Annotated in this window: 21 protein-coding genes and 1 tRNA gene; 13 read left to right on the plus strand and 9 right to left on the minus strand. The window is 64.4% G+C overall.

The features are described from left to right. Positions 1-60: 60 nt before the first annotated feature. Positions 61-2,220, plus strand: coding sequence for an excinuclease ABC subunit UvrB (gene uvrB / locus RHO23_RS06720; protein ID WP_057963966.1), 2,160 nt, complete (start codon positions 61-63; stop codon positions 2,218-2,220). On the opposite strand, the gene soxR is transcribed toward uvrB, so the two are convergent. Next, on the minus strand, positions 2,221-2,673 hold the full coding sequence (soxR, locus tag RHO23_RS06725; protein ID WP_057968375.1) for a redox-sensitive transcriptional activator SoxR: 453 nt from the start codon (positions 2,671-2,673) through the stop codon (positions 2,221-2,223). A gap of 46 nt (positions 2,674-2,719) precedes the next feature. Between soxR and RHO23_RS06730 the strand changes: the two genes are divergently transcribed. The 3 genes from RHO23_RS06730 to RHO23_RS06740 all read left to right on the plus strand — a co-directional run bounded on the left by RHO23_RS06730 (position 2,720) and on the right by RHO23_RS06740 (position 6,273). Then, positions 2,720-4,168 carry an MFS transporter gene (locus RHO23_RS06730; RefSeq protein WP_423488837.1) on the plus strand — a complete coding sequence of 483 codons (1,449 nt, stop codon included), beginning with the start codon at positions 2,720-2,722 and terminating at the stop codon, positions 4,166-4,168. A 13-nt stretch (positions 4,169-4,181) separates the two neighbouring features. Beyond that, on the plus strand, positions 4,182-5,627 hold the full coding sequence (locus RHO23_RS06735; RefSeq protein ID WP_423488838.1) for a M20/M25/M40 family metallo-hydrolase: 1,446 nt from the start codon (positions 4,182-4,184) through the stop codon (positions 5,625-5,627). Positions 5,628-5,832: 205 nt separating this feature from the next. Next, positions 5,833-6,273 (plus strand): universal stress protein, encoded by a 441-nt coding sequence (locus tag RHO23_RS06740; protein ID WP_030098068.1) that lies wholly within the window; start codon positions 5,833-5,835, stop codon positions 6,271-6,273. A gap of 39 nt (positions 6,274-6,312) precedes the next feature. Here RHO23_RS06740 and RHO23_RS06745 read toward each other — a convergent pair whose 3' ends face one another. Further along, a complete protein-coding gene (locus tag RHO23_RS06745; RefSeq protein WP_423488839.1) occupies positions 6,313-6,990 on the minus strand; it encodes an MBL fold metallo-hydrolase in 678 nt (225 codons plus the stop codon). A 153-nt stretch (positions 6,991-7,143) separates the two neighbouring features. Here RHO23_RS06745 and uvrA point away from each other — a divergent pair, with 153 nt between their 5' ends. Together uvrA and RHO23_RS06755 are read left to right on the plus strand one after the other, a co-directional pair. Beyond that, positions 7,144-10,098, plus strand: a complete 2,955-nt coding sequence (uvrA, locus tag RHO23_RS06750) for an excinuclease ABC subunit UvrA (protein ID WP_070917785.1) — start codon at positions 7,144-7,146, stop codon at positions 10,096-10,098. Between the two features lie 10 nt (positions 10,099-10,108). After that, positions 10,109-11,590, plus strand: coding sequence for an AMP-binding protein (locus RHO23_RS06755; protein ID WP_064410275.1), 1,482 nt, complete (start codon positions 10,109-10,111; stop codon positions 11,588-11,590). Here the strand turns inward: RHO23_RS06755 and RHO23_RS06760 are convergent. The 4 genes from RHO23_RS06760 to RHO23_RS06775 all read right to left on the minus strand — a co-directional run bounded on the left by RHO23_RS06760 (position 11,562) and on the right by RHO23_RS06775 (position 17,045). Then, positions 11,562-11,807, minus strand: a complete 246-nt coding sequence (locus tag RHO23_RS06760) for a hypothetical protein (RefSeq protein ID WP_057963962.1) — start codon at positions 11,805-11,807, stop codon at positions 11,562-11,564. The two genes, RHO23_RS06755 and RHO23_RS06760, sit on opposite strands and share 29 nt — an antisense overlap. Before the next feature lie 33 nt (positions 11,808-11,840). After that, positions 11,841-13,160 (minus strand): alpha/beta hydrolase, encoded by a 1,320-nt coding sequence (locus RHO23_RS06765; RefSeq protein WP_423489184.1) that lies wholly within the window; start codon positions 13,158-13,160, stop codon positions 11,841-11,843. 134 nt (positions 13,161-13,294) lie between these two features. Beyond that, positions 13,295-16,567 carry a bifunctional lysylphosphatidylglycerol synthetase/lysine--tRNA ligase LysX gene (gene lysX / locus RHO23_RS06770; protein ID WP_423489185.1) on the minus strand — a complete coding sequence of 1,091 codons (3,273 nt, stop codon included), beginning with the start codon at positions 16,565-16,567 and terminating at the stop codon, positions 13,295-13,297. A gap of 118 nt (positions 16,568-16,685) precedes the next feature. After that, on the minus strand, positions 16,686-17,045 hold the full coding sequence (locus tag RHO23_RS06775) for a DUF1844 domain-containing protein (RefSeq protein WP_057963961.1): 360 nt from the start codon (positions 17,043-17,045) through the stop codon (positions 16,686-16,688). 285 nt (positions 17,046-17,330) lie between these two features. Here RHO23_RS06775 and infC point away from each other — a divergent pair, with 285 nt between their 5' ends. The 6 genes from infC to RHO23_RS06805 all read left to right on the plus strand — a co-directional run bounded on the left by infC (position 17,331) and on the right by RHO23_RS06805 (position 20,584). Next, positions 17,331-17,945, plus strand: coding sequence for a translation initiation factor IF-3 (gene infC / locus RHO23_RS06780; protein ID WP_075908808.1), 615 nt, complete (start codon positions 17,331-17,333; stop codon positions 17,943-17,945). Positions 17,946-17,996: 51 nt separating this feature from the next. Next, positions 17,997-18,191 (plus strand): 50S ribosomal protein L35, encoded by a 195-nt coding sequence (rpmI, locus tag RHO23_RS06785; protein WP_070917783.1) that lies wholly within the window; start codon positions 17,997-17,999, stop codon positions 18,189-18,191. Positions 18,192-18,242: 51 nt separating this feature from the next. Beyond that, the gene (rplT, locus tag RHO23_RS06790; protein ID WP_005058700.1) at positions 18,243-18,632 is read left to right on the plus strand and encodes a 50S ribosomal protein L20; all 390 of its coding nucleotides are present in this window, start codon (positions 18,243-18,245) and stop codon (positions 18,630-18,632) included. Between the two features lie 32 nt (positions 18,633-18,664). Continuing rightward, positions 18,665-19,417 (plus strand): TrmH family RNA methyltransferase, encoded by a 753-nt coding sequence (locus RHO23_RS06795; RefSeq protein WP_070940922.1) that lies wholly within the window; start codon positions 18,665-18,667, stop codon positions 19,415-19,417. A 66-nt stretch (positions 19,418-19,483) separates the two neighbouring features. Beyond that, on the plus strand, positions 19,484-20,440 hold the full coding sequence (locus RHO23_RS06800) for an oxidoreductase (protein ID WP_064408710.1): 957 nt from the start codon (positions 19,484-19,486) through the stop codon (positions 20,438-20,440). A gap of 70 nt (positions 20,441-20,510) precedes the next feature. Next, positions 20,511-20,584 (plus strand) — tRNA-Cys (locus RHO23_RS06805). Positions 20,585-20,659: 75 nt separating this feature from the next. Here RHO23_RS06805 and RHO23_RS06810 read toward each other — a convergent pair. The 3 genes from RHO23_RS06810 to RHO23_RS06820 form a co-directional block, all read right to left on the minus strand. Then, entirely contained in the window at positions 20,660-21,211 is a 552-nt protein-coding gene (locus tag RHO23_RS06810) for a hypothetical protein (RefSeq protein WP_057963959.1), read from the minus strand. A 10-nt stretch (positions 21,212-21,221) separates the two neighbouring features. Continuing rightward, positions 21,222-21,824 (minus strand): MspA family porin, encoded by a 603-nt coding sequence (locus RHO23_RS06815; RefSeq protein ID WP_044105784.1) that lies wholly within the window; start codon positions 21,822-21,824, stop codon positions 21,222-21,224. A 482-nt stretch (positions 21,825-22,306) separates the two neighbouring features. Beyond that, entirely contained in the window at positions 22,307-23,422 is a 1,116-nt protein-coding gene (locus RHO23_RS06820; RefSeq protein ID WP_423488840.1) for an oxygenase MpaB family protein, read from the minus strand. 240 nt (positions 23,423-23,662) lie between these two features. Between RHO23_RS06820 and RHO23_RS06825 the strand changes: the two genes are divergently transcribed. Next, positions 23,663-24,661, plus strand: a complete 999-nt coding sequence (locus tag RHO23_RS06825) for an adenylate/guanylate cyclase domain-containing protein (protein WP_064408711.1) — start codon at positions 23,663-23,665, stop codon at positions 24,659-24,661. The last annotated feature ends 8 nt before the right edge of the window (positions 24,662-24,669 follow it).

The following is a 24,669-nucleotide window of genomic DNA, read 5'->3' on the forward strand; positions in this document are numbered from 1 at the left end:
TTTCCTGCTGCCTTCCTGTCGTCTCGGGTGAATGTCAGACCGTCGGCTTACTCTGGGCACATGGCTTTCGCAACAGAACACCCCATCGTTGCGCATTCCGAGTACCGCCCGGTCACGGACGTCTTGCGTACCGATGGGCGATTCGAGGTCGTCAGTCAGTATGAGCCCGCGGGCGATCAGCCGGGTGCCATCGCCGAGCTCGAGCGCAGAGTTCGGGCGGGGGAGAAGGACGTGGTGCTGCTGGGTGCCACGGGTACCGGTAAGTCGGCTACCACCGCCTGGCTCATCGAACGGCTGCAACGGCCGACGCTGGTGATGGCACCCAACAAGACGCTCGCCGCGCAGCTGGCCAACGAGCTTCGGGAAATGTTGCCGCACAACGCTGTCGAGTACTTCGTCTCGTACTACGACTACTACCAGCCGGAAGCGTATATCGCGCAGACCGATACGTACATCGAGAAGGACAGCTCTATCAATGACGACGTGGAGCGCCTGCGGCACTCCGCGACCTCCAACCTGCTGTCCCGGCGCGACGTCGTGGTGGTGGCCTCGGTGTCGTGCATCTACGGTCTGGGCACCCCGCAGTCGTATCTGGACCGTTCTGTGCAACTGGATGTCGGGCTCGAAGTGCCCCGGGACGCGCTGCTGCGACTGCTGGTCGACATGCAGTACAACCGTAACGACATGGCATTCACCCGTGGCACCTTCCGGGTCCGCGGCGACACTGTCGAGATCATTCCCTCGTATGAGGAGCTGGCGGTGCGCATCGAATTCTTCGGCGACGAGGTCGAGGCGCTCTACTATCTGCATCCGCTCACCGGAGATGTTGTACGGCAAGCTAATTCATTAAGAATCTTTCCGGCGACGCATTACGTGGCGGGGCCGGATCGGATGACGAAGGCCCTTGAGGGTGTCGAGCAGGAGCTCGAGGAACGACTTGCCGAGTTGGAGGGCCAGGGCAAGCTGCTGGAAGCCCAGCGCCTGAGGATGCGAACCAATTACGACATCGAGATGATGCGCAATGTGGGCTTCTGCTCGGGGATCGAGAACTACTCGCGGCATATCGACGGGCGCGGAGCAGGCACCCCGCCATCGACGCTGCTCGACTACTTCCCCGACGATTTCCTGCTGGTCATCGACGAGTCGCATGTGACGGTTCCCCAAATCGGCGCCATGTACGAGGGGGACATGTCGCGTAAGAGGAATCTGGTGGATTTCGGCTTCCGGTTGCCGTCGGCTACCGACAACAGGCCACTCACCTGGGAAGAGTTCGCCGAGCGAATCGGGCAGACCGTGTATCTGTCTGCGACGCCCGGGAATTATGAGCGCAATGCCGCCGGCGGCGAGTTCGTGGAGCAGGTGATCCGGCCGACCGGTCTGGTGGATCCGAAGGTGGTCGTCAAACCCACCAAGGGGCAGATCGACGATCTGATCGCCTCAATCCGTCAACGCACCGAAGCCGATGAGCGGGTGCTCGTGACGACGTTGACGAAGAAAATGGCCGAGGATCTCACCGACTATCTGTTGGAGATGGGTATTCGGGTGCGTTACCTGCATTCGGAGGTGGACACCCTGCGGCGCGTCGAACTGCTGCGTCAGCTCCGGCTCGGCGAGTATGACGTCCTCGTCGGTATCAACCTCCTACGGGAAGGTCTGGACCTGCCCGAGGTGTCGCTGGTCGCCATTCTCGACGCCGACAAGGAAGGATTTCTGCGGTCCAGCAGGAGTCTGATTCAGACCATCGGCCGGGCCGCGCGCAACGTATCCGGCGAGGTGCACATGTACGCGGACACCATGACGGACTCGATGAAAGAGGCCATCGATGAGACCGATCGCCGACGCGCCAAGCAGATCGCATACAACGAGGCGAACGGGATAGACCCACAACCGCTGCGCAAGAAGATCGCTGACATCCTGGACCAGGTGTACCGCGAAGCGGAAGACACCGAGGAAGTGGCGGTAGGTGGATCGGGCCGCAACGCGAGTCGCGGCAGGCGGGCGCAGGGTGAGCCGGGACGCGCGGTCAGTGCCGGAGTCTTCGAGGGGCGCGATACCAAGAGCATGCCTCGGGCCGAGTTGGCCGATCTGATCAAGGACATGACCGAGCAGATGATGGCGGCGGCACGCGATCTGCAGTTCGAGTTGGCGGCACGATTCCGTGACGAGATCGCCGATCTGAAGAAGGAATTACGCGGTATGGACGCCGCGGGCCTGAAGTAATCAGCCCGGATCGGCGAGCAGGAGCGCGCCGGTCGACCCGTCCTCGGCGAGGACGTCGGCAGGATTGAACAGCGTGCATTTGGTCATGGACAGGCATCCGCAGCCGATGCATCCGGTGAGCTTCTCCTGCATGTCCGCGATGGCGTTCTTGCGCTCTTCCAGATGCGAATGCCACTGGCGCGAGATTCGTTGCCAGTCACGAGTACTCGGCGCCCGGTCGTCGGGCAGGCTCGACAGCACCTCGGCGACTTCCGACAGGGGGATGCCGAACCCGGTTGCGACCCGGATCAGCGAGATTCGGCGCAACGCGTGACGCCGGAACACCCGTGCGTTGCCGGATGTGCGTTCGGCGGGAATCAGGCCGATATCGGCGTAGTACCGCACGGCGGATACCGCGATTCCGGAGCGCCTGGCCACCTCGCCTATCGGCAACAGCTCGGCCTTGTCCTTCATCACCTCTCCTTGATCTCAAGTGCACTTTAGCTCATAGCGTGTCGTCATGACTCACGATCAGGCGACCGGCAGCTGGCGGGATCTGTTGTGCGGGCGGCAACTCGGCATCGTCACGGTGCTGGCCGGTGGGGTGGCGCTGTACGCCACCAACGTGTATCTCACCACCAGTCTGTTGCCGAGCGCCGTCGCTGACATCGGTGGGGAACGTTTCTACGCATGGGTGACAACGCTGTATTTGATCGCTTCGGTCAGTGCCGCGACGGTGGTGAGTCCGCTTCTTGGCCGGGCCGGGCCCCGGGGCGCGTACCTTCTGGCGTTCGGCGCGTTCGCGGTCGGCACCCTCGTGTGTTCGGTAGCACCGGCAATGCAGGTCATGCTTGCCGGGCGCGTGATCCAGGGGGCGGCCGGCGGACTGCTTGCAGGGTTGGCCTATGCGGTCATCAATCTTTCTCTGCCACAACGGTTATGGACGCGCGCCTCGGCGCTCACATCGGCAATGTGGGGTGTTGGGACCTTCGTGGGTCCCGCGGCAGGCGGGCTGTTCGCGCAGTTCGGGCAGTGGCGGTGGGCATTCGTATCGTTGACGCTGGTCACCCTGGGCATCGCTGCGATGGTGCCCTCGGTATTGCCCCGGACGGATAGTGCGAATGTCGCGGCTGCCGGGCGCGGTGCTCCGCTGCGGTCGCTGCTCATCCTCACGGCGGCGGCCGCTTTGGTGGCCGTGGCCGGGCTCCAGTCCTCGATACCCGCCATGGTGGGGTTGATCGCTGCAGCAGCTGCTCTGGTGATCCTGTTCGTCGTACTTGACCGTCGTGCCACCGCATCGGTACTGCCCAAAGCGGTCTTCGCCGGCAATCCGCTCAAGTGGATCTATCTGACGATCGCGGTGCTGGCGGCGGCCTCCATGGTGGAGACATTCATTCCGTTCTTTGGTCAGCGCCTCGGGCACCTGATCCCTGTCGCTGCGGGATTCCTGGGGGCCACCTTGGCATTCGGATGGACCGTTGGCGAAATGATCAGCGCATCGGCCACGGCGCGGACCATCGCACGTGTGGTGACGATCGCTCCCGTCGTGGTTGCGGCGGGACTTGTCCTGGCCGGTGCGTTACAGCGCGACGGTGCCGGAGCCCTAGAGATCGTGTTATGGGCACTCGGTTTCGCGGTGACGGGAGCCGGTATCGGCATGGCGTGGCCGCACTTGGCGTCCGCGGCGATGTCGTTGTCTTCCGATTCGGGCGAAAGCGCAGCGGCCGCAGCCGCCATCAGCACCGTGCAGCTGATAGCCGGAGCCTTCGGCGCCGGGTTGGCGGGGGTGCTCGTCAATCTCGGCGGGTCGGACACGCACGGGGCCCACCTGCTGTACCTGGGGTTCGCCGCGATCGTGCTATCGGGTGTCGCGGTGTCCTCCAGAGTGTTTCGCGCCGCTGCCGGACCCGGGCGAGGAGTCGACATGACGAACACGGCGCGGGAGAGCGCGGTAAGGGCCCCCACGTAGGCGTCCCGGGTGTATGAACGGAACCATGCATCGGATTTTCGCCCTCGTGGCCGCCGTGCTCGCACTCACTTCCTGCGGGACGACACAGAACCAGGGCTCGCCGGCAACGAGCGCTCCCTCCAGCACCGACGATCGCGCCGCGTTTCGAGACTTGTACCGGGAGTTGATCGAGACCAACACGACCGCATCGCAGGGGAGTTGCACCGAGGCCGCGCAGAAGATGGCCGATCGTCTCAAGTCCGCCGGATACGGCGACAAGGACCTGGTGCTGTTCAGTCCGCCGGATCATCCCAAGGACGGCGGATTGGTCGCCACACTGGCCGGAGCCGACGCGAATGCCAAGCCCATTCTGCTGCTGGCGCATATCGACGTTGTCGAGGCCAAACGCGAGGACTGGAAGCGTGATCCGTTCACCCTCGCCGAGGAGAACGGATACTTCTACGCCCGCGGTGCCGAGGACGACAAAGCCATGGCCGCGATCTTCGTGGACAGTCTCATTCGATACCGCGCCGAGAACTTCGTGCCCAAACGCCCCATCCGGATCGCCTTGACCTGTGGTGAAGAAGGTGGCGGGCAGGTCAACGGTGCTGAGTGGCTGCATCAAAACCGGCCGGAGCTCGTCGACGCCGAATTCGTCGTCAACGAGGGCGCCGGCGGTGACCTCGACGAACAGAACAAACCCATCCTGCTGGAGATCCAGGCGGGTCAGAAGATCTACCAGGACTTCACCCTTGAGGTCACCGACGAGGGCGGACACAGCAGCCAGCCCCGACCGTTCAACGCGATACAGGATCTCGGAGCCGGTCTGAACCGGCTGGCCACCGCGCCATTCCCGGTTCAGCTCAACGATGTGACCCGGGCATATTTCACGGCGCAGGCTCCGCTGCAGCCGGGTGAAGTGGGTCAGGCGATGTCGGCAATCGTCGCCAATCCGCACGATCAGGCGGCGGCGTCGGTGCTGTCCCGGAATCCGCTGTACAACGCGATGCTGCGCACCACCTGTGTCCCTACGAAAATTGAAGGGGGACACGCCAACAATGCGCTGCCGCAACGCGCCACCGCGAATGTGAACTGCCGCATATTGCCCGACGGGAGCGCCGCCGCGGTGCAAGAGAGCATTGTCAAGGCGGTCAACGATCCCAAGGTCACCGTGAAGCCCGCCAAGGAGTTCCGCACCAACGTCGCCACCGTCCCACCGTTGACTCCGCAGATCATCGACCCCATCAAGGCCGTGGCCGGATCCATGTGGCCCGGGGTGCCGCTGGTACCGACCATGTCGACCGGAGCAACCGATGCCATCTACTTCGGGAAGACCCCGGTGTACGGACTCAGCGGCATATTCGCCCAGCCGGAGGAGACCCACGCGCATGGCCTGGACGAACGAATCCAGGTGAAATCCCTGTACGACGGACGGGCATTCCTCTACCAAGTCATCAAGCTCTACTCGAACGGTGCGTGACTTTTACTCGAACGGCGGTGAACTCGCGGCGTAATGGCGCGTGACGGTCCTCATAGCGGTATTGAGGCGCAGGCCATACCTGCGCGCGCAGCCCGCAAGAGAAAATCATCCGCATAGCCCGACACAATCAGCCAAATGACGCATGGCCGGGGCCCTTCCCGGCTAATCTCGTCTGGCCTGGTCAAACGGAACTGGAGGACCTTTCATGAGTGCATACAGCACTGTCGTTGTCGGTACCGACGGATCGGATTCGTCGTACCGGGCGGTCGACCGCGCTGGAGCCATCGCGGGCGCTGCCGGTGCCAAGCTCATCGTCGCGACCGCGTACTTCCCGGAGAACAACCCCCACTCGGCCGATGTCCTCAAGGAGGACGCGTACAAGGTCACCGGCAAGGCACCCGTCTACGACATCCTGCGCACCGCCCGCGAGCGCGCAGCAGCGGCGGGCGCGACGAGCGTCGAAGAGCGCTCTATCGAGGGAGCGCCAGTGGATGCGCTGCTGGATCTGGTGGTGGATTCCAAGGCTGATCTGCTGGTCGTCGGCAATGTCGGTCTGAACACCATTGCCGGACGCCTGCTGGGGTCGGTTCCTTCGGATGTCGCACGCCGCTCCAAGTGCGACGTGCTGATTGTTCACACCACCTAGACCCAGAGATCTAGACCGACGAGCGCGAACGGGGCCGGCTCACCAGCCTCGTTCGCGCCATTCGCCGAGCGATCCGCGCTCGGCGCCCAGCGTGGTGTCGTCTCCATGTCCGGGGTACACAACCGTGGAGTCGGGGTAGGCGCCGAAGAGGCGCTCGCTGACATCGTCGAGCAGCTGGTTGAAGTCCTCGGGGCTGAAGGTCTTTCCGACACCACCCGGGAACAGAGAATCCCCGGTGAAGAGGTGCGTCACGCCGTCGGCGGTGAACGCCAGGGCCACCGAGCCCGGAGTGTGTCCGCGCAGGTGGATCACGTCGAAATGCAGGTCACCGATGTCGAAGCTGTCGCCCCCGGCCAGCAGCGTCGTGGGCGGTACCGGAAGCGGTCCGGCATCTAAATCATGCGCGGCACTGCGCGATTCGGTCTTCTGGACGATCGCCTCGAGTGCCTGCCAGTGATCGAAATGCTGATGCGTGGTGACAATCAGCTCGATATCCGGGGCGTTCTCGTCCAGCAGGGCGGCCAACCGCTCGGCATCGTTGGCCGCGTCGATCAGCAACGACTTGCCGGTGTTGGTGCACGTGACGATGTATGCGTTGTTATCCATCGGCCCCACCGAGGCCTTGATGATGGTCGCGCCACTCACGGTGCGACGAGCGACCCCAGTACCCGGCTCGAGATGGCCGGAGTAGTCGTCGTCGATGGTGATGGAGGTCATGGTTTCACCGTAGTGGCCCCCAGTGGCGGGGAGGTTGTCGGTGCCTCGTCCTAGCATGGAGTCGACGACTCAGTCGGCTCCGGTTCCAGATGGGGATACGGCCGCTGAGCTATGCGAAAACACCTGCTCATGGGGCAGTGTGGAAGGAGACAGGTGGCCGACCGTCTGATCGTGCGGGGCGCGCGTGAGCACAACCTGCGCGGTATCGACCTTGACCTACCCCGGGACAGCCTCATCGTCTTCACGGGCCTGTCCGGATCCGGGAAGTCGAGTCTGGCCTTTGACACCATCTTTGCCGAGGGGCAGCGCAGGTACGTCGAATCGCTGTCCGCGTACGCCCGCCAGTTCCTGGGGCAGATGGACAAGCCCGATGTTGATTTCATCGAGGGGTTGTCGCCTGCGGTATCGATCGACCAGAAATCCACCAACCGCAACCCCCGGTCCACGGTGGGCACCATCACCGAGGTCTACGACTACCTGCGTCTGTTGTACGCGCGGGCCGGGACCCCACACTGCCCGGTGTGCGGGGAGAAGATCGCCAAGCAAACCCCGCAGCAGATCGTGGATCAGGTGCTGGATATGGAGGAGGGCCTGCGGTTCCAGGTGCTCGCTCCCGTGGTCCGCACGCGCAAGGGCGAGTTCGTCGACCTCTTCGAGCAGCTGAACTCGCAGGGTTACAGCCGCATTCGGGTTGACGGCGTGGTGCATTCGCTCACCGACCCGCCCAAGCTCAAGAAGCAGGAGAAGCATGACATCGAGGTGGTCATCGACCGTCTCGCCGTCAAGGCCAGCTCCAAGCAGCGACTGACGGACTCGGTGGAGACTGCGCTGCGCCTCGCCGACGGAATCGTCGTGCTCGAGTTCGTCGACGCCGAGGAAGATTCGCCGCACCGTGAACGCAGGTTCTCCGAGAAGCTCGCGTGCCCCAACGGTCACCCGCTGGCAGTGGATGATCTTGAACCGCGGTCGTTTTCGTTCAACTCGCCCTACGGCGCCTGCCCCGAGTGCACCGGTCTGGGAATCAAGAAGGAAGTCGACCCCGATCTGGTGGTCCCCGACCCGGATATGACACTCGCCGAGGGCGCCATCGCACCCTGGTCTATGGGCCAGAACGCCGACTACTTCGTCCGGCTCATGGCGGGGCTGGGCGATGCCCTCGGGTTCGATGTGGACACCCCCTGGAAGAAGCTTCCCGCCGCCGCGAAGAAGGCGATCCTGGACGGCTCGTCCGAGCAGGTGCATGTCCGGTACAAGAACCGGTACGGCCGCACCCGGTCGTACTACGCCGAGTTCGAAGGCGTACTGGCCTTTCTGCAACGCCGCATGGAGCAGACCGAGTCCGAATGGGCCAAGGAGCGCTACGAAGGTTTCATGCGGGACATCCCGTGTCCTGTGTGCGACGGAACCCGGCTCAAGCCGGAGATCCTCTCCGTGACCCTGACCGCGGGGGAGCACGGCACCAAATCGATCGCGCAGGTCTGTGACCTGTCGATCGCCGAGTGCGCTCAGTTCCTCAACACACTGACCCTCGGGCACCGTGAGCAAGCCATCGCGGGACAGGTACTCAAGGAAGTCCAGTTCCGGCTCGGGTTCCTCCTGGACGTGGGCTTGCAGTATCTGTCGTTGTCGCGGGCGGCGGGCACGCTCTCCGGTGGTGAGGCTCAGCGCATCCGGCTGGCCACTCAGATCGGCTCCGGTCTGGTGGGTGTGCTCTATGTGCTGGACGAGCCGTCTATCGGTCTGCATCAGCGCGATAATCGCCGACTCATCGAGACACTTACGCGGCTAAGGGATCTCGGTAATACGCTGATCGTCGTCGAGCACGACGAGGACACCATCAAACACGCAGACTGGGTTGTCGACATCGGGCCTGCGGCGGGGGAGCACGGCGGCCAGGTGGTGCACAGCGGCACCTACGCCGAGCTGCTGAAAAACAAGCACTCCGTCACGGGCTCGTATCTTTCTGGGGCTGCGAGCATTCCGCTGCCACCCATGCGCCGGTCGATCGATGTCAAGCGTCAGGTCACCGTGGTCGGTGCGCGCGAGCACAACCTCAAGGACATCGACGTCTCCTTCCCGCTCGGGGTGTTGACCTCGGTCACCGGAGTGTCGGGCTCGGGGAAGTCGACATTGGTCAACGACATCCTCGCTACGGTGCTGGCCAACAAGCTCAACGGTGCACGGCAGGTTCCCGGCCGGCATACTCGCGTGACCGGCCTGGATCAGGTGGACAAGCTGGTGCGGGTGGATCAGTCGCCTATCGGGCGCACACCGCGCTCCAATCCGGCCACCTACACCGGGGTGTTCGACAAGATCCGCACGCTGTTCGCGGCCACCACCGAGGCCAAGGTGCGCGGTTATCAACCCGGCCGTTTCTCGTTCAACGTCAAGGGCGGGCGCTGTGAGGCATGCACGGGCGACGGCACCATCAAGATCGAGATGAACTTCCTTCCGGACGTATACGTGCCGTGCGAGGTGTGTCATGGCGCGCGCTACAACCGGGAGACGCTCGAGGTCCACTACAAGGGCAAGACCATCGCGCAGGTGCTGGACATGCCCATCGAGGAGGCCGCTGAGTTCTTCGAGCCCATCACCTCCATCCACCGGTATCTGAACACGCTGGTGGAGGTCGGTCTGGGCTACGTGCGTCTGGGGCAGCCGGCTCCGACACTGTCCGGAGGCGAGGCGCAGCGCGTCAAGCTGGCTGCCGAGCTGCAGAAGCGCTCAACGGGCAAGACCGTCTATATCCTCGACGAGCCCACTACAGGGCTGCATTTCGAGGACATCCGCAAGCTACTCACTGTGATCAACGGCTTGGTCGACAAGGGCAACACCGTGATCGTGATCGAGCACAACCTCGATGTCATCAAGACGTCGGACTGGATCATCGACATGGGCCCCGAAGGCGGATCGGGCGGCGGTTCCGTGGTGGCGCAGGGCGCTCCCGAAGTGGTGGCGCAGACCGCGGGCAGCCACACCGGTGAGTTCCTCGCGGACATGTTGCCCAAGCCCCAACGCAACGGCAAGACCCCCGCGAAGGCTCCGGCGAAGAGTGCCGGAAAGCCGCCCGCCAAACCGCGGACCAGGAAGGTTGTCACGCCGGTCTAGGGTGGCATTCATGACTGACGAGGTAGTTGGTGAACCGTTCGTTCGTATCCTCGCCAACCTCGCGGAATCGGCACCCGATGCGCCGGCGATCACCTGCGGTACCGAGGTTGTCACCAGGGCCGAACTGGAGCGGCGTGCCATCGCCTTGGCGCACGCCTATCAGCGGCTGGGTGTGCAGCAGGGTGACCTTGTCACCATAGGGTTGCCGAACTCGGTGGAGTTCTTCGCGGCTCAAATCGCAGTGTGGAAGCTCGGCGCCACCCCACAACCGGTGTCCTGGCGGCTGCCGCTGGCCGAACGTCGGGCAATCGTCGAGCTGGCCGACTCGGCGCTCGTGGTCGGAGTCGATCCGGCCGATCATCCGGATCGAGTCTGTGTCCCAGCAGGATTCGAGCCCACGGCCGAAGACCGCGCCGCAGGCCCCTTACCTGAGGTGGTGTCGCCGGCCTGGAAGGCGCCCACGTCGGGAGGCAGCACCGGCCGGCCCAAGATCATCCTGGCCCCCAGCCCCGCGGCCATCACCGGCCCCGCCGCAGGAGAGATCATGGGCATGCAGTCGGGAGATGCTCAGCTCGTCGCCGGACCGCTGTATCACAATGCGCCGCTGATGTTTTCATCGTACGGGCTGCTACTCGGGCATCATCTGATCGTGCAGCCGAAATTCGACGCCCTACAGGCTCTCGAACTGATCGACAAGCACAAGGTCACCTGGTTGCAGGTGGTTCCCACCATGATGTCGCGAATATTGCGTGAGGTCCGCCAGCATCCCGGCCAATTCGACCTATCCAGCATCCGGGTGCTGTGGCACATGGCCGCCCCGTGTCCGGTGTGGCTGAAACAAGCGTGGATCGACCTGCTGGGTCCTGAGGTGATTTGGGAACTGTACGCGGGCACCGAGGCCATCGGCGGCACCATCATCACCGGCCCGGAGTGGTTGGCCCATCGTGGCTCCGTCGGCAAGCCCGCGCTGGGTGAGCTGGCGATTCTCGATGAGGAAGGAAACCCGGTGCCCTCGGGCGAGGTGGGGGAGATCTTCATGCGCCCGTGGGAAGGCATGCCCAAGCCCTACAAGTACCTTGGCGCCGAGATCAAGCGGTTCGGAACATGGGAATCCATCGGCGATCTCGGCTGGCTCGATGACGACGGCTACCTCTACATGAGCGACCGGCGTACCGACCTGATCGTGACGGGTGGGGCCAATGTCTTCCCCGCCGAAGTCGAGTCCGTCATGAACGGTTACCCCGGAGTGATCGACAGTGTCGTCGTTGGCCTGCCCGATGACGACCTTGGACAGACCGTGCACGCGGTCGTGCATGCCGAGCACAACGTGACCGAAGATCAGCTGCGCGACTATCTGTTCGACCAGATCGTCCTCTACAAGGTCCCGCGCACCATCGAGTTCGTCGCCGAGCCACTGCGTGAGGACTCAGGCAAGGTCCGGCGCAGCCTCGTCCGCGAGCAGGCTATTGCTCGTCGGGCCGCGACGGGCTAGCTTCCTCGCGCATCGACCTGCGGATCTCTTCGATCCGATCGGCGGCGGCCCGGCTTCTGGCCTCGAACTGCTCCTCCAGCGCACGGCCCTCTTCGCTTTCGGCATCCAGCTCGGCGGACCCGGCGGCGGTGCCGGATCGGGTTTCGATCTTCTCGCGCACCGACTCGAACGTCGGCACACCGTTGTCGGTGTATCCCGGATCAGGCGTATCGGACATAGCGCCCGACGCTACTCCGCCCGTACACAGCGGTTAGCGCGGCAATGGCACATCGGGCACCATGGGCGTGCCGATGCGGCCCGCCATCCAGGGCAGCGCCGACGTGAACGCCGTCTGCGCGAACGGCCACTTGTGTTCACCGGGCTTGTGCTGCACCGTGCACGAGATTCCCTGTGCCGCACCGAGCTCGCATAGCCGATGCGCGGCACGGTCCTGATCGCTGAGTGGCACTGTCGCTGCCGCTCCCGGTACCGCGCCGGTGCTGGTGATCGCCCCGGATCCGGCGCGGTGCATCCCATTGACGTCGAACCATCCGGAGGTGTTCGTGTACGGCCCATTGCGCGACATCACCGTCGCCGGGTCGAACTGCTCCCATGCCGCGCCGTCACCGCCGAAAAGACGAGCAATGGTCTGCGCCTTGTTCCCGGTGTTCGGCGACATATCGCCGGCGATGTCCTCGAAGGCGCTGAACAGCTCGGGGTGTTTGACCGCAAGCGTCACCGCGCAGGTGCCACCCATCGACCAGCCGACCACACCCCAGTTCTGTGGCCGCGGGCTCACGCCAAAGCGCGACACCATAAACGGGACAACGTCCTTCGTGAGATGGTCGGCGGAGTTACCGCGCGGGCCGTTCACGCATTCGGTGTCGTTGTTGAACGAGCCACCCGCGTCCACGAACACCATGACGGGAGCGTTTCCGCCGTGCTGGCTGGCGAAGGCGTCCGCCACCTCGACGGCGTTGCCGCTGCGGATCCAGTCGCTCGGGGTGTTGAACTCGCCGCCGATCATCATGATCGTCGGCAACTGGGTGCGGGTCGAATCAAACCATGCCGGAGGTAGGTAGACGATCTCCTGGCGATGGCGAAATCCACTGGCGTCGGCCGGGATATCCACCGGCACGAGCTTGCCCTTGGTCATCGTCGGCCCGCGGCGCTCTGCGCGGGCAGCGGTCACCGTGGCCATATCGGCCTGGTTGGGTAGCGGGCCCGCGGTCAGCTGCGCCCACCCGGACTGGACGCTGCGCACATATCCGGTCCATTGATTCAGCATCAGTGACCCGGAGAGGACCGCCAGCGGTACCGCGGTGACCGCGACCGCGCGACGCCACCAGCGTGCCGTGCGCCAGCCCACGACCAGGACCGTGGCGGCCACACCGGTGAGCGCGATCCATACCCACAGCATCAGCGGAGCCGGATTGCCCCTGTCTGCCCAGTCCTCGGACTGGATGTACCAGTAGGCCCACGCGGCGAGGCAGCCACCGACGGCCACGGCAACGGGCAACCAGCGCCGAAACCACCCGCCGGTGCGCAGCCCTATCGCGATGACGAGCGCAAAACCGGCAATGACCTGCATGGAGACAGGGAAGCTCCCATGTAACAACGAGATGTCATGACCGGACACGCACCCATGATGGCCTAGATACCTGTGAATTGTCTGTCAGGTTTTCGACGAGTCCGGGTACGGAATCCGAACAGATCCACCGTGCCTTACCGGGGTTTGGCCAGCGGGAACGGCAGCGTCTCGCGGATGCTGCGCCCCGTGATGAGCATGACCACACGGTCGACTCCCATGCCCATACCGCCGGTGGGCGCCATGGCGTATTCCATCGCGCGCAGGAAGTCCTCGTCGAGTTCCATGGCCTCGGCGTCGCCGCCCGCAGCCAGAAGTGACTGCTCGTACAGGCGGCGACGCTGCTCCACCGGGTCGGTCAACTCGGTATAGGCGGTGCCGAGTTCGACACCCCAGGCCACCAGATCCCACCGCTCGGCCAGCCCGTCAGTGCTCCGGTGCGGCCGGGTCAGCGGGGACACCGAGACCGGGAAGTCACTGTAGAAGGTGGGTGTGGTGGTGTGCTTCTCGACGAGCTGCTCGTAGAGCTCCAGCGCCAGATGCCCAGCGTCCCATCGCGGATTGAACTGCACCTCCGCCGATCGGCAGAATCGTTGCAGCGTAGGAACTTCCGTTGTCGCATCGATCTGTTCGCCGAGGGCTCGGGACACGGCCTCGTGCAGCGGGATGATGGGCCATTCGCCACTGATGTCCACGGGGGCCAGCTTCCCGTCGGTGCCGTCCTCGCGGGGCCGCATCACCACTTCGCTGCCGTGCGCTGCCTTGGCGGCGTTCTGGATCAGCCGTTGGGTCGTCTTGGCCCAGGTCAGATAATCGGCGTGCGCCTGATACGCCTCCAACAGTGTGAATTCGGGGTTGTGGCTGAAGTCCACGCCCTCATTGCGGAAGGCCCGGCCGAGTTCGAAGACCCGCTCCACGCCGCCGACGCAGAGTCGCTTGAGATAAAGCTCGGGTGCGATACGCAGATAGAGGTCCAAGTTGTACGCGTTGATATGTGTCAGGAAGGGACGCGCGTTGGCTCCGCCGTGTACCTGTTGCAAGATCGGCGTCTCGACCTCTAAAAATCCTTGTGATAGCAAGGTGTTACGCAGCGAGGTGATGATGGCGCTGCGCGCCGCGATCTGGTCGCGGGCCTCTGGATTGATCGCCAGATCAAGGTATCGAGCGCGCACCCGGGCCTCAGGGTCGGTAAGACCCTTGCGCTTATCGGGCAGTGGATGCAGGCATTTACCGATGATTCGCCACGATCGCACCAGCACAGACCGGGTGCCGTTGTGCGACTGACCCATGACACCGCTGGCCTCGACCAGGTCGCCGAGGTCGATGGCGGCGGTGAACTCTTCATGCAGCAGGGGATCGTCGATGAGCAGCTGCACCTCTGCCGACCAGTCGCGCAGCTGCGCGAAAAGCACACCGCCATAGTCACGGATGCGCAGCAGGCGACCGCTGATGACGACCTCGGTACCGTCGGCTGCGGCCAGGGCCTCCGCGACGGTGTGGCTGGGCGGTGAGCCAGCCGGGTATGCGTCGATTCCCCGCTCCTGCAGGGCCGCAAGCTTGCCGAGTCGCACCTTGACTTGCTCCGGCACTCTCTGCAGTGCCGTGGACTGCGGCGGCATATCGGGTGCGGTGCCGTCGTGGTGCAGCAGTCCGGTGGCCACGATGGACTGCGGCACCGCACTGTATTGACCGGTGTGCCGTGGCTTGTCCCGATTGCCGAACGGCAAGACCAGGAATCCCTCGGCGATCACCGAGGCGATGCCGATCCGGGGGATGAGCCGGGCATCCTCGTAGCAGGCGAACCGTGGCACCCATTCCGGCTGATACTTCACGTTCGAGCGGTACAACTGCTCGAACTGCCAGAACCGTGAGGCGAACATCAACACCGAGCGCCACAGCCGGAGCACCGGGCCCGCCCCGATACGGGAGCCGTCCGCGTAGACCGAGCGGAACATCACGAAGTTGAGAGAGACCCGGGTGATTCCCATGGCCTCTGCCCGAGTGAGCAGCTCGGTAACCATGAATTCTATTGTGCCGTTGGGTGATTGACGCGAACGGCGCATCAATTCGAGGGATACCCCGTTGGCACCCCAGGGCACCAGTGACAGCATGGCGACGGGGTTGTCGTCGGAGTCGACCGCCTCCACCAGAAGGCAGTCGCCGTCGGTGGAATCACCCAACCGCCCCAGGGCCATGGAGAATCCGCGTTCGGTGTTGCCGTCACGCCACAGGTCGGCGTTGGTGATGATCTGCTTCGCCTCGTCCGGCGGCAATTCGCGATGGCGGCGGATACGCACCGACAATCCCGAGCGCCGGGCGCGGTTGACGGCCTGGCGGACCGCCGCCATGTGCGGACCCGATATCGAGAACGACCGCGGGTACAGGATCGCCTCGTCGCCGAGTTCCAGTGCGTTCAGGCCATGTTCCCGGTAGGCGAGCGCGCCCTCGGCGCTCGCACCCATCACCGCAGGCGCCCAGCCGTATGCCTGGCACACCTGCAGCCATGCGGCGATGGCCTGGCTCCACGCCGTTTTGTCCCCGATGGGGTCCGCGCTGACCAGGCAGACGCCCACCTCTACGCGATAGGTCACGGCTGCGCGGCCATTGGGCGCGAAGATGACGGCCTTGTCGCGACGGGTCGCGAAGTATCCGAGAGAGTCGTCCTGCCCATAACGCTCGAGCAGACCGCGGATCAGCGATTCGTCGTCACCGGTCAACGCGTTGACCGCACGCTGAGAGCGGAACAACACGACGGCGGCGGACATCAGCGCCAGCGCTCCGAACAGGCCGAAGAGCCAGTTCAAGAAGAGATGAGGGTGGCCGTCGAAGTACTCATGACCGGCAAGCGAAAAACCGGCCACGCGGTTGAGCGCCCACCAGAAGCGGTCGGAGCGGGCCAGCGAGCCCGGGAACATCTCGGTGAGGGCCCAGGCGACGAGCGTTCCCAGCACCAAACCGCCGATGAGTACGGCGACGGCTTTGAGCGTCGCACCGCGACGGACCTTCGCATAGAACTCGTGACGCGCCAGGATCAGCAGGACGATCGTGCCGCCGTGGAGCACCAGTCCGAGGATCTCGACGGCGTCGCGGTGCTGGATGAGACCGCCGATATTGAGGGCCGACAGCACCGTCAGGTTGATCAGCAGAATCCACCACGCGATGCTCTTGCGCACCGCCAGGGCAGCCGCCAGCAGCGACAGCACGAAGGCCCACGCGAGGCTGGTATCGGGCCAGTCGAACAGATACTCGTCGATAAAGGCACGAGGAACCTGTGTCAGGTGCCGGATGATCGGCGAGATGCTCGACAGGAAGATCATCGCCGCGAAAACCCCGACCAGCCATCCGAAGAAGGTCGGTACCCAGTGCAGTTTCGAGGTAGATGAGGGAATTGGCTTGGGGGTCTTGCCGATTCCCGGGGCGGCTAGTGGCGGTGAAGCGCGAACCTCGGACGATGAGCGGCCTGCGCGAAGAGAATCAGACAACGTCACCTAGCGAGGATAGGCCGTGTAGCTGGCAGTTTACTGATGCTCAGCGCAAGTACTTCTCGCCAGGACCCTGACCGGGTTCGTCCGGAATGGCGCTGGCTTCCCGGAAGGCCTTCTGCAGACTCTGCAATCCGTCGCGGATCGGCGCAGCGTGCGGACCCAAGTACTCCACGGAAGCGGCGACCAGACCGGCCAGGGCCGTGATGAGCCGGCGCGCCTCGTCCAAATCGCGATGCGGGCTTTCGTCCGGATCTGGGGAGGACAGTCCCAGCTTCTCGGCGCTGGAGCTCATCAGCATCACAATGGCCTTGGTGATCACCTCGATTGCCGGAATGTCGGCAAGCTCGCGGACATCCGAGGTCGTGGACTGGTCGTGATCATCGTGGTCAAGGTCATCGGTCACGGCTGCTAGACTGTCATGTGCGACCGTTCCCGGCTCCGTCGGGGACATCAAGTGGAGTCCCGCTCCCACCGCTGGCCAACAAGGTACAGCGGTCCGGTCCAGCCACCCCTGGGTGGTTGTTCTGCATATGCAGGACGGCGTGTGTCGTCGTGACCGGTCGGCTTCGGGCCCTGCCATGTGCAGGGCTTTTCTGTTCGTAACGAGCAGAGTGCTGATGGACCCACTTTTGTCCCCGTCGAACCGCGTTGCGGTCACGACAGATAGAGGACGAGCCAGGGAGGCCACATCAGCACTGAGACCCGCATCAACGAACGCATCCGCGTACCCGAAGTCCGCTTGATCGGCCCGAAAGGCGAACAGGTCGGCATCGTGCGGATCGAAGATGCGCTGCGCGTCGCCGCAGACGCCGATCTCGACCTTGTCGAGGTAGCCCCAGATGCCAGGCCTCCGGTCTGCAAGATCATGGACTACGGCAAGTTCAAGTACGAGACGGCTCTGAAGGAGCGCGAGTCTCGCAAGAACCAGCAGCAGACCGTCGTCAAAGAACAAAAGCTTCGGCCGAAGATCGATGATCACGACTACGAAACCAAGAAGGGCCACGTTGTGCGCTTCCTGGAAGCCGGATCAAAGGTCAAGGTGACGATCATGTTCCGCGGACGCGAGCAGTCACGGCCCGAACTGGGCTACCGACTGTTGCAGCGGCTCGGCGCAGACGTCGCCGAGTACGGCTTCGTGGAGACCTCCGCGAAGCAGGACGGCCGCAACATGACGATGGTGCTGGCGCCGCACCGGGGTGCGAAGACCCGGGCCAAGGCAGCTCAGCAGGCAGAGGCTCCTGCAGGGCCGGCCCCAGCCCAGGCGGCCCCGCCGGCCGAGCAAGCGCCCACCGAACAGCCGTAATACCTAAGTACCGACACAACCGAGAACCCTTGAAGAATAAGGACTACCAAGATGCCTAAGGCCAAGACCCACAGCGGTGCGTCGAAGCGCTTCCGCACCACCGGAAGCGGAAAGATCGTGCGCCAGAAGGCGAACCGTCGCCACCTGCTGGAGCACAAGCCCACCAGCCGCACCCGCCGTCTCGACGGCCGCACCGTGGTGGCGGAGAACGACGCCAAGCGCGTCAAGAAGATGCTGACCGGCTAGCAGCCGACACCACGACCACCCACTACACAGCACCACACGAAGGACACATAAATGGCACGCGTGAAAAGGGCCGTCAACGCCCAGAAGAAGCGCCGGACAATCCTGAAGGCCTCCAAGGGCTACCGCGGTCAGCGGTCGCGCCTGTACCGGAAGGCCAAGGAGCAGCAGCTGCACTCGCTGACCTACGCATACCGGGACCGTCGCGCTCGCAAGGGTGAGTTCCGCAAGCTGTGGATCGCGCGTATCAACGCTGCGGCTCGCGCCAACGACATCACCTACAACCGCTTCATCCAGGGTCTGAAGATCGCGGGCGTCGAGGTTGACCGTAAGAACCTCGCCGAGCTGGCCGTCAGCGATGCCGCCGCGTTCACCGCGCTGGTTGAGGTCGCCAAGGCCGCGCTGCCTGAGGATGTCAACGCTCCGGCCGGGGAAGCCGCCTGAGCGACTCGGCTCTGACTGAGCGGTCACAGACAGTGATCGACGCGGTCAAACTGCACCGGCCCGCCGCCCGTCGGCGGGCCGGTCTTTTTCTGGCAGAAGGTCCCAACCTGGTCGAGGCCGCGCTGCGGTCCGGCGCGGTAGAACGCGTCTTCGCGACCGAGGCCGCGACCGAGCGATTCGCCGGCCTGTTGGTTGACGCTCCGGTCCGTCTGGTGACCGAACGGGCCGCCAAAGCACTGTCGGACACCGTGACTCCCGTTGGGCTGGTGGCCGAATGTCGTTCGATCGCGGCGCAGTGGTCTCAGGTCGCGGCCGATTCGCCACGATTTGTCGTTGTCGCCGTTGATATTTCGGAGCCAGGCAATGCGGGCACTCTGATCAGGGTCGCCGATGCGATGGGCGCCGATGCCGTCGTGCTGGCAGGCAACAGTGTTGACCCCTTCAACGGCAAGAGCCTGCGGGCTTCGGCGGGCAGCGTTTTCAACGTCCCGGTCGTCCCGGCCGGAGACGCCGCGGTGGTCGCCGAGAACGTCACCGCGCGCGGTGGGGCAGTGCTGGCCACCACCCTTGATGGCGAGCTGTCGCTCGATGACGCCGATCCGGTGCTTGCCGGGCCCTGTGCCTGGATCTTCGGCAACGAGGCGCACGGACTCGACAGCGCGACGGCAGCCCTGGCCACACATCGGATCAACATCCCGATGCGTGGGGGAGCCGAGAGCCTCAACCTGGCCAGCGCCGCGTCGATTTGCCTCTACGCCACGGCGCGGATGCATCGCGGTCAATAGCCTCCAGTACTATCCGACAAAGCCGTAACGACGAGTACTAGTAACTTCCACGGATCGAGGAACCTAATGCCCGCACCCCTGCAGATCAGGCACTTTCGTGAGTCGGATGTTCCCGACCAGACCGGTAAGACACATGTCATCACCGGTGCGAACAATGGCCTGGGTCTCGTCGCCGCCGAGGCGCTGGCCCGCGCCGGCGCCCGCGTCGTGCTGGCCTGCCGCAACCAGGAGACCGGACGGGCGGCGCTGGATAAGGTGCGCGCGCTCGGACCGAAGGCTGACCACGCGCTCGTGGAGCTCGACCTCACCAGCCTGGCCTCCGTGCGCTCTGCCGCGGACGCGATCCGCACCCAGGCGCCCAAGGTCGACGTGTTGCTCAACAATGCGGGTCTGATGGCAATCCCACTGCGGCGCACCGCCGAAGGGTTCGAGACGCAGATCGGCGTCAACCATCTCGGCCATTTCGTGCTGACCGATGCGCTCTTGCCCGCCTTGCTCGCGGCCGACGCACCACGAGTCATCTCGCTGGGCAGCATCGCGCATGCGCAGGGACGCAACAACCTGGACGTCGACGATCTGAACTTCACTCGGCGCCCGTACAACCGGCTGACCGCCTACCGGGCTTCGAAACTGGCATGCATGCTCTTCGGCTCGGAGCTGGCCCGCAAGGCGGCAGCAGCCGGATCCCCACTGCTGTCGGTCAACGTGCACCCGGGCGTGGCCGCCACCAACCTGTTCGATTCCATGATCCCGAATCTGCCCGGCCTGCAGAAGGCCTTCTACTTCGGCATGGGTCTTGTGCTCCAGGACGAGCGTCAGGGCGCCGAGGGCGAGCTGTACGCGGCGACGATGCCCGATGTGCAGCCCGACGATTACCTCGGGCCCACGCAGCTGCAAGGTATGCGCGGTCCGGTGAAACGTGCTCCGCGCAACAAAGAGGCCCGGGATCCGCAGCTGGCCGCCCGGTTGTGGGAGAAGTCGGTCGAGCTCACCGGCGCGGACTACTCCGGCCTCACCGGCTAGCCCGCACTGGGATCAGCCTGAGTTCAACACTCGTGTCGCGCACCGTGGTTCGGCATCATCGGTGCTCGACGCGGGTGTGGCTGAGAGGCTAGGCACCGGCCTGCAAAGCCGTTCACACGGGTTCGAGTCCCGTCACTCGCTCCAAGTCGTCACACGACGCCGAAAATGGGCCCCCTGTTCGACAGGGGGCCCATTTTCGGTATTGCGGCAGGACTGAGATCAGCCGGCGGGTTCTTCCGCGGGCTTCGGGGGTTGACCATCGGGGGACTCCAGAACCGGAGGCGTCGGAGCACCCGGCATCACGGTCGGGGCGGCCGCCTCGACCGCTGCCGCACTCTGCGGCGGTGCCCCGTGTGGATCCTCCAGCGCGGGGTTCTCGTTACCGGCGCCGAACTGCACACCGGTGGTGCTGGCCGGGGCGGCCGGTGTCGTGCCCCCCTGGATGCCGTACCGCGTGCTGGACGAGGTCAAGACGTTGGCCGGGTGGGCGGAGTTGCCCAGCTTGCTGCCGGGCAGACCGGCCGCACCCGCCGCGGGATCGGCATTGGCGGCGATCTTCACACCGCGCGCGTCGACCGTGGCCGGCGCGACCGCTGGGAAGTTGTTGTAGATATACGTATAACTTCCCGGGGTTGCGGGCAATGGCGCGGGTACGCCGGGCACGAAGGGGATACCCGGCGGGTCGGCGGCGGCCGTAGGGGCGGCGAGCCCACCCAGGGCCAGGGCCCCCGCCACTCCGGCCACCGTGACAACGATCTTTCGTTTCGGCACGAGAACCTCCCTAGATCTTCATCGGGTCGCCGTAGATGGCGAACTCAGTATGCGCCGAAGCGGTCGAGATCCGCAGATAGACATAGGAGCGAATGGTGACATCGCCGCCGCACGCGTCGGCCTTGATGTGGAGGTTGTCGACGTCGAGCATGGCCTTGCCGCTATCACTCAAGGCCATATTGGCCAGGGGGAGATCGGTGATGACACCGGGCTGCAAGATGGTCTGCACAAACCCGGCGAGGCCGCCGGAACCGCCGACGGACGGGCCGCCGCTGTAGCCCACAGACCCCGCGAGGCCGCCGGTGCCACCGATCTGCAGACCGCTGGAAACGTCTGTCTGGCAACCTAACTGGTATCCGGCGATGAACAAGCTATCGGTGATGGGCGCCGATCCGCCGGTGGCGATCGCGGTCGCATCGAAGGTCACGAACGCTTCCCGCGAGTTGGAGGCCTCGGCCAGGTTGGGTACGGAGTTGATGGTCTCGTGGTCGATCCGGATCATCAAGGTCCACCCGTCGCGGCTCACCTTGGTATAGGTCTGTGGTGCCATGGTGACGGGATCGGCGTGGGCCGGAGCCGTTGCCAAGGTACAGATCGCGGTGACCAACGCCATGACGGCGCCCACTCGCTTACGTACTGCCATCTGAATGCCTCGTTTCCCCTTGCGGATGTAAATGGTGGTGAACCTGTACCTGAGTTTGGGAGCTACTGCGGCGCCGTCGATTACCGGTCGGAGTGATGAATCCGTTATCTGAGCTGACGGAAAGATACGCCTGCGCAAACCCTGCCGCTGATCAAAACTCACAGGTGGCTCACAGGAATCGCCTTGTGGGACAAGGCGGCTCACTGACGGCTTCTGCTCGCCGTGAGTTGATGGAGTTTTGCTGGATGCTGGCAACCTACAAAAGACACGTTGTCCGAATAGGTTGGTGTGCTGGGCTAATCGCCTGGTGAACACCATGTGTCGGTACGTCCACGGCAGGGTAAACCCGTTGTCCGGACGACCCTGTTTCGTCTATCAGACGACAGGAATCGCAGCCCGAAAAATGTGGCCTACGCCATAGTGCCGCCCTGTAAAAGCTGCGTAAACAGCTGTTACGCGACCTCGCGGCGGCCCCGGAGTGCCCACGGCGGCGACGCCAATGAGAAGGCGGAGTGCAGTAGCTTGCCAGCGCGGGAGGTCAGGGACCTCGCCTCGGTCGATGGCGGGACGTAATGCACGGGCAGCCCGCGTCTATCCCTGGGCGGAGCGGTGATCTTGGGCGCCTCGACCAACGGCGCGTCCGCGGGCAGGCGGCCCTGAGCGCGCTTGTACGCCGACACGGCGCGTGGATGCAGGCGGATGTCGTCGGGCAATGGACTGAATGCCAACTGCACTGCTTTTCCGAACACTCGCAGGAGTACCTCATCGCCAGGAGTCCAGCGCATTCCGGCCTTCTCGCGCACCGAGGAACTGAACACCCCGGCGGCCACCCAGTTCTGAAATGCGCGGGCCGGTGCCCACATCTGCTGCCAGAGAAAGTCCGGTAGCAGTACGTACTTCGGTTTGGGGATCTGAATGTGGAAGATGTCCATCGTCGCGCGATTGATCTCCAGTTCTTCGTCGCAGACCCGCGCCCAGTACCGCTGGAACTCCTCCCAGGAGTTGGGCACGGGCCGCATGCTCATGCCGTACATCCGATACCACTGGACATGCTCGGCAAACAGCTGCCGTTTCTCGGCCTCGGTGAGGCCTCCGCAGAAGTATTCGGCGGTATTGATGATGAGCATGAAGAAGGTGGCGTGGGCCCAGTAGAAGGTTTCGGGATTCAGTGCGTGGTAGCGACGCCCCTTGCTGTCGACGCCCTTGATGGTGTCGTGATAGCCCCGAATCTGGCGCCCGGTGTCCGCCGCGCGATCACCGTCGTAGACCACGCCCATGATGGGAAACACCGAGCGCGCCACGCGCTGCAGGGGCTCACGCAACAGGATCGAGTGATCCTGGACTCCGGCGCCCAATTCCGGATACATGTTCTGGATTGATCCGATCCACACGCCAAGGAGTCCGGTCCGCAGATCCGCAAAGTACTTCCATGTCAGCGAATCTGGGCCCAACGGTTGCGGTGGGCCGTCCAGATCGACTTCATGCCGTGGTTCGGCCGCGGGCCTCACGCGCGACGGGCCTTTGCGAGTGGATCGCCGAGCGCGGCGATCAGCAGTGGCGGATGTCATCGTTGACCCTCCTATGTGGCGCCTATCACGCACGATATGGGTGACAACCGGCGTTGTCCACGAGCATCTCAGCGGTGTTGAGAACCGTTTGCCAACCGTGTCCGAAGCTCCATGCAGCCGCTACCAGCGCCGACCGGTATCGACCAGGCGGTTGAGGAGAAGGACCCGAACTGGCGCGAAGACGGCGACACTGGCAACGACGAGATTGCCGCCGCACACCCCAGCACATAGGCTGATGCCGTGGATGTCGAGCCGTCAGGCCTCGATGCCGAACCGGACCGTGAGCACAACTCGGGAATCCGTAAGCGCAGGCGAGGCCGCACCAGTGGGTCTGCGCGGCATGACCTCGCCGCGGAGTCGCCCGATGCGGCCCCGCCAGCGCAGAATTCCGATCCCGCCGAGCCGGCCTCTCGCCATATCGCCCGAGCCGGGAGCTGGTTCCGCAAGATGGATCGGGATCCCACGGTTGTGGCGGCGGTGCGCCGTGCCCGGCGTTCGCTGCCCGGTGACCCGTATTTCGGCGACCCCCTGTCCACCAGTGGTTTTGGTGGGGCGAGTGCGGTGGCGCGCGCGGCCGACCGATTGGTGACCGACAGAGACACCGCATTCCGTGAGTTCGGGTTCGGCGCACTGCAGATCTGGCAGGCCTTCACCGAGAAGGTCAGCAAGCAGCCGGCGAATCGCGAGGTCACCCTGGTCTTCACCGATCTCGTCGGATTCTCCGCCTGGGCACTGGAGGCCGGTGACGAGGCAACGCTGAAACTGCTGCGACGCGTGGCATCGGTCGCCGAACCTCCCATGCTCAATGCCGGGGGGCAGGTGGTCAAGCGCATGGGCGACGGCATCATGGCCGTTTTCGATGATCCGATCACTGCCCTACAAGCCGTCATTCCTGCCCGCGACGCATTGAAAAACGTTGAAATACAGGGGTATACGCCGCATATGCGGATTGGGATCCACACCGGAACGCCTCAGCGCATCGGATCGGACTGGCTCGGAGTCGATGTGAACATCGCCGCCCGCGTCATGGAGAGCGCCGCGAAGGGTGGTCTGGCGATCTCGCAACCGGCTCTGGCCAAGGTGCCGCTGGTGCTTCTTGATCACCTGGGACTCACGCCCACGCCCGTGCGGCGTCCGCTGTTCTCCAGCAGACCGGCCGGTGTGCCCGAGAACATGAAGATGTACCTACTCGAAACTCGCAGGGAACTGCCAGCCGCTGGGGACGACGGTCGCATCTAGACGGTGCG

The organism is Mycobacteroides sp. PCS013, assembly GCF_049532645.1.
Lineage (GTDB): Bacteria > Actinomycetota > Actinomycetes > Mycobacteriales > Mycobacteriaceae > Mycobacterium > Mycobacterium gwanakae.

What these genes read in the sequence shown, in the direction of transcription:
- uvrB (WP_057963966.1), top strand. Translation starts at nt 61, where the DNA reads ATGGCTTTCGCAACAGAACACCCCATCGTTGCGCATTCCGAGTACCGC.
- soxR (WP_057968375.1), bottom strand. Translation starts at nt 2,673, where the DNA reads ATGAAGGACAAGGCCGAGCTGTTGCCGATAGGCGAGGTGGCCAGGCGC.
- RHO23_RS06730 (WP_423488837.1), top strand. Translation starts at nt 2,720, where the DNA reads ATGACTCACGATCAGGCGACCGGCAGCTGGCGGGATCTGTTGTGCGGG.
- RHO23_RS06735 (WP_423488838.1), top strand. Translation starts at nt 4,182, where the DNA reads ATGAACGGAACCATGCATCGGATTTTCGCCCTCGTGGCCGCCGTGCTC.
- RHO23_RS06740 (WP_030098068.1), top strand. Translation starts at nt 5,833, where the DNA reads ATGAGTGCATACAGCACTGTCGTTGTCGGTACCGACGGATCGGATTCG.
- RHO23_RS06745 (WP_423488839.1), bottom strand. Translation starts at nt 6,990, where the DNA reads ATGACCTCCATCACCATCGACGACGACTACTCCGGCCATCTCGAGCCG.
- RHO23_RS06755 (WP_064410275.1), top strand. Translation starts at nt 10,109, where the DNA reads ATGACTGACGAGGTAGTTGGTGAACCGTTCGTTCGTATCCTCGCCAAC.
- RHO23_RS06760 (WP_057963962.1), bottom strand. Translation starts at nt 11,807, where the DNA reads ATGTCCGATACGCCTGATCCGGGATACACCGACAACGGTGTGCCGACG.
- RHO23_RS06765 (WP_423489184.1), bottom strand. Translation starts at nt 13,160, where the DNA reads ATGCAGGTCATTGCCGGTTTTGCGCTCGTCATCGCGATAGGGCTGCGC.
- rpmI (WP_070917783.1), top strand. Translation starts at nt 17,997, where the DNA reads ATGCCTAAGGCCAAGACCCACAGCGGTGCGTCGAAGCGCTTCCGCACC.
- rplT (WP_005058700.1), top strand. Translation starts at nt 18,243, where the DNA reads ATGGCACGCGTGAAAAGGGCCGTCAACGCCCAGAAGAAGCGCCGGACA.
- RHO23_RS06800 (WP_064408710.1), top strand. Translation starts at nt 19,484, where the DNA reads ATGCCCGCACCCCTGCAGATCAGGCACTTTCGTGAGTCGGATGTTCCC.
- RHO23_RS06815 (WP_044105784.1), bottom strand. Translation starts at nt 21,824, where the DNA reads ATGGCGTTGGTCACCGCGATCTGTACCTTGGCAACGGCTCCGGCCCAC.
- RHO23_RS06820 (WP_423488840.1), bottom strand. Translation starts at nt 23,422, where the DNA reads ATGACATCCGCCACTGCTGATCGCCGCGCTCGGCGATCCACTCGCAAA.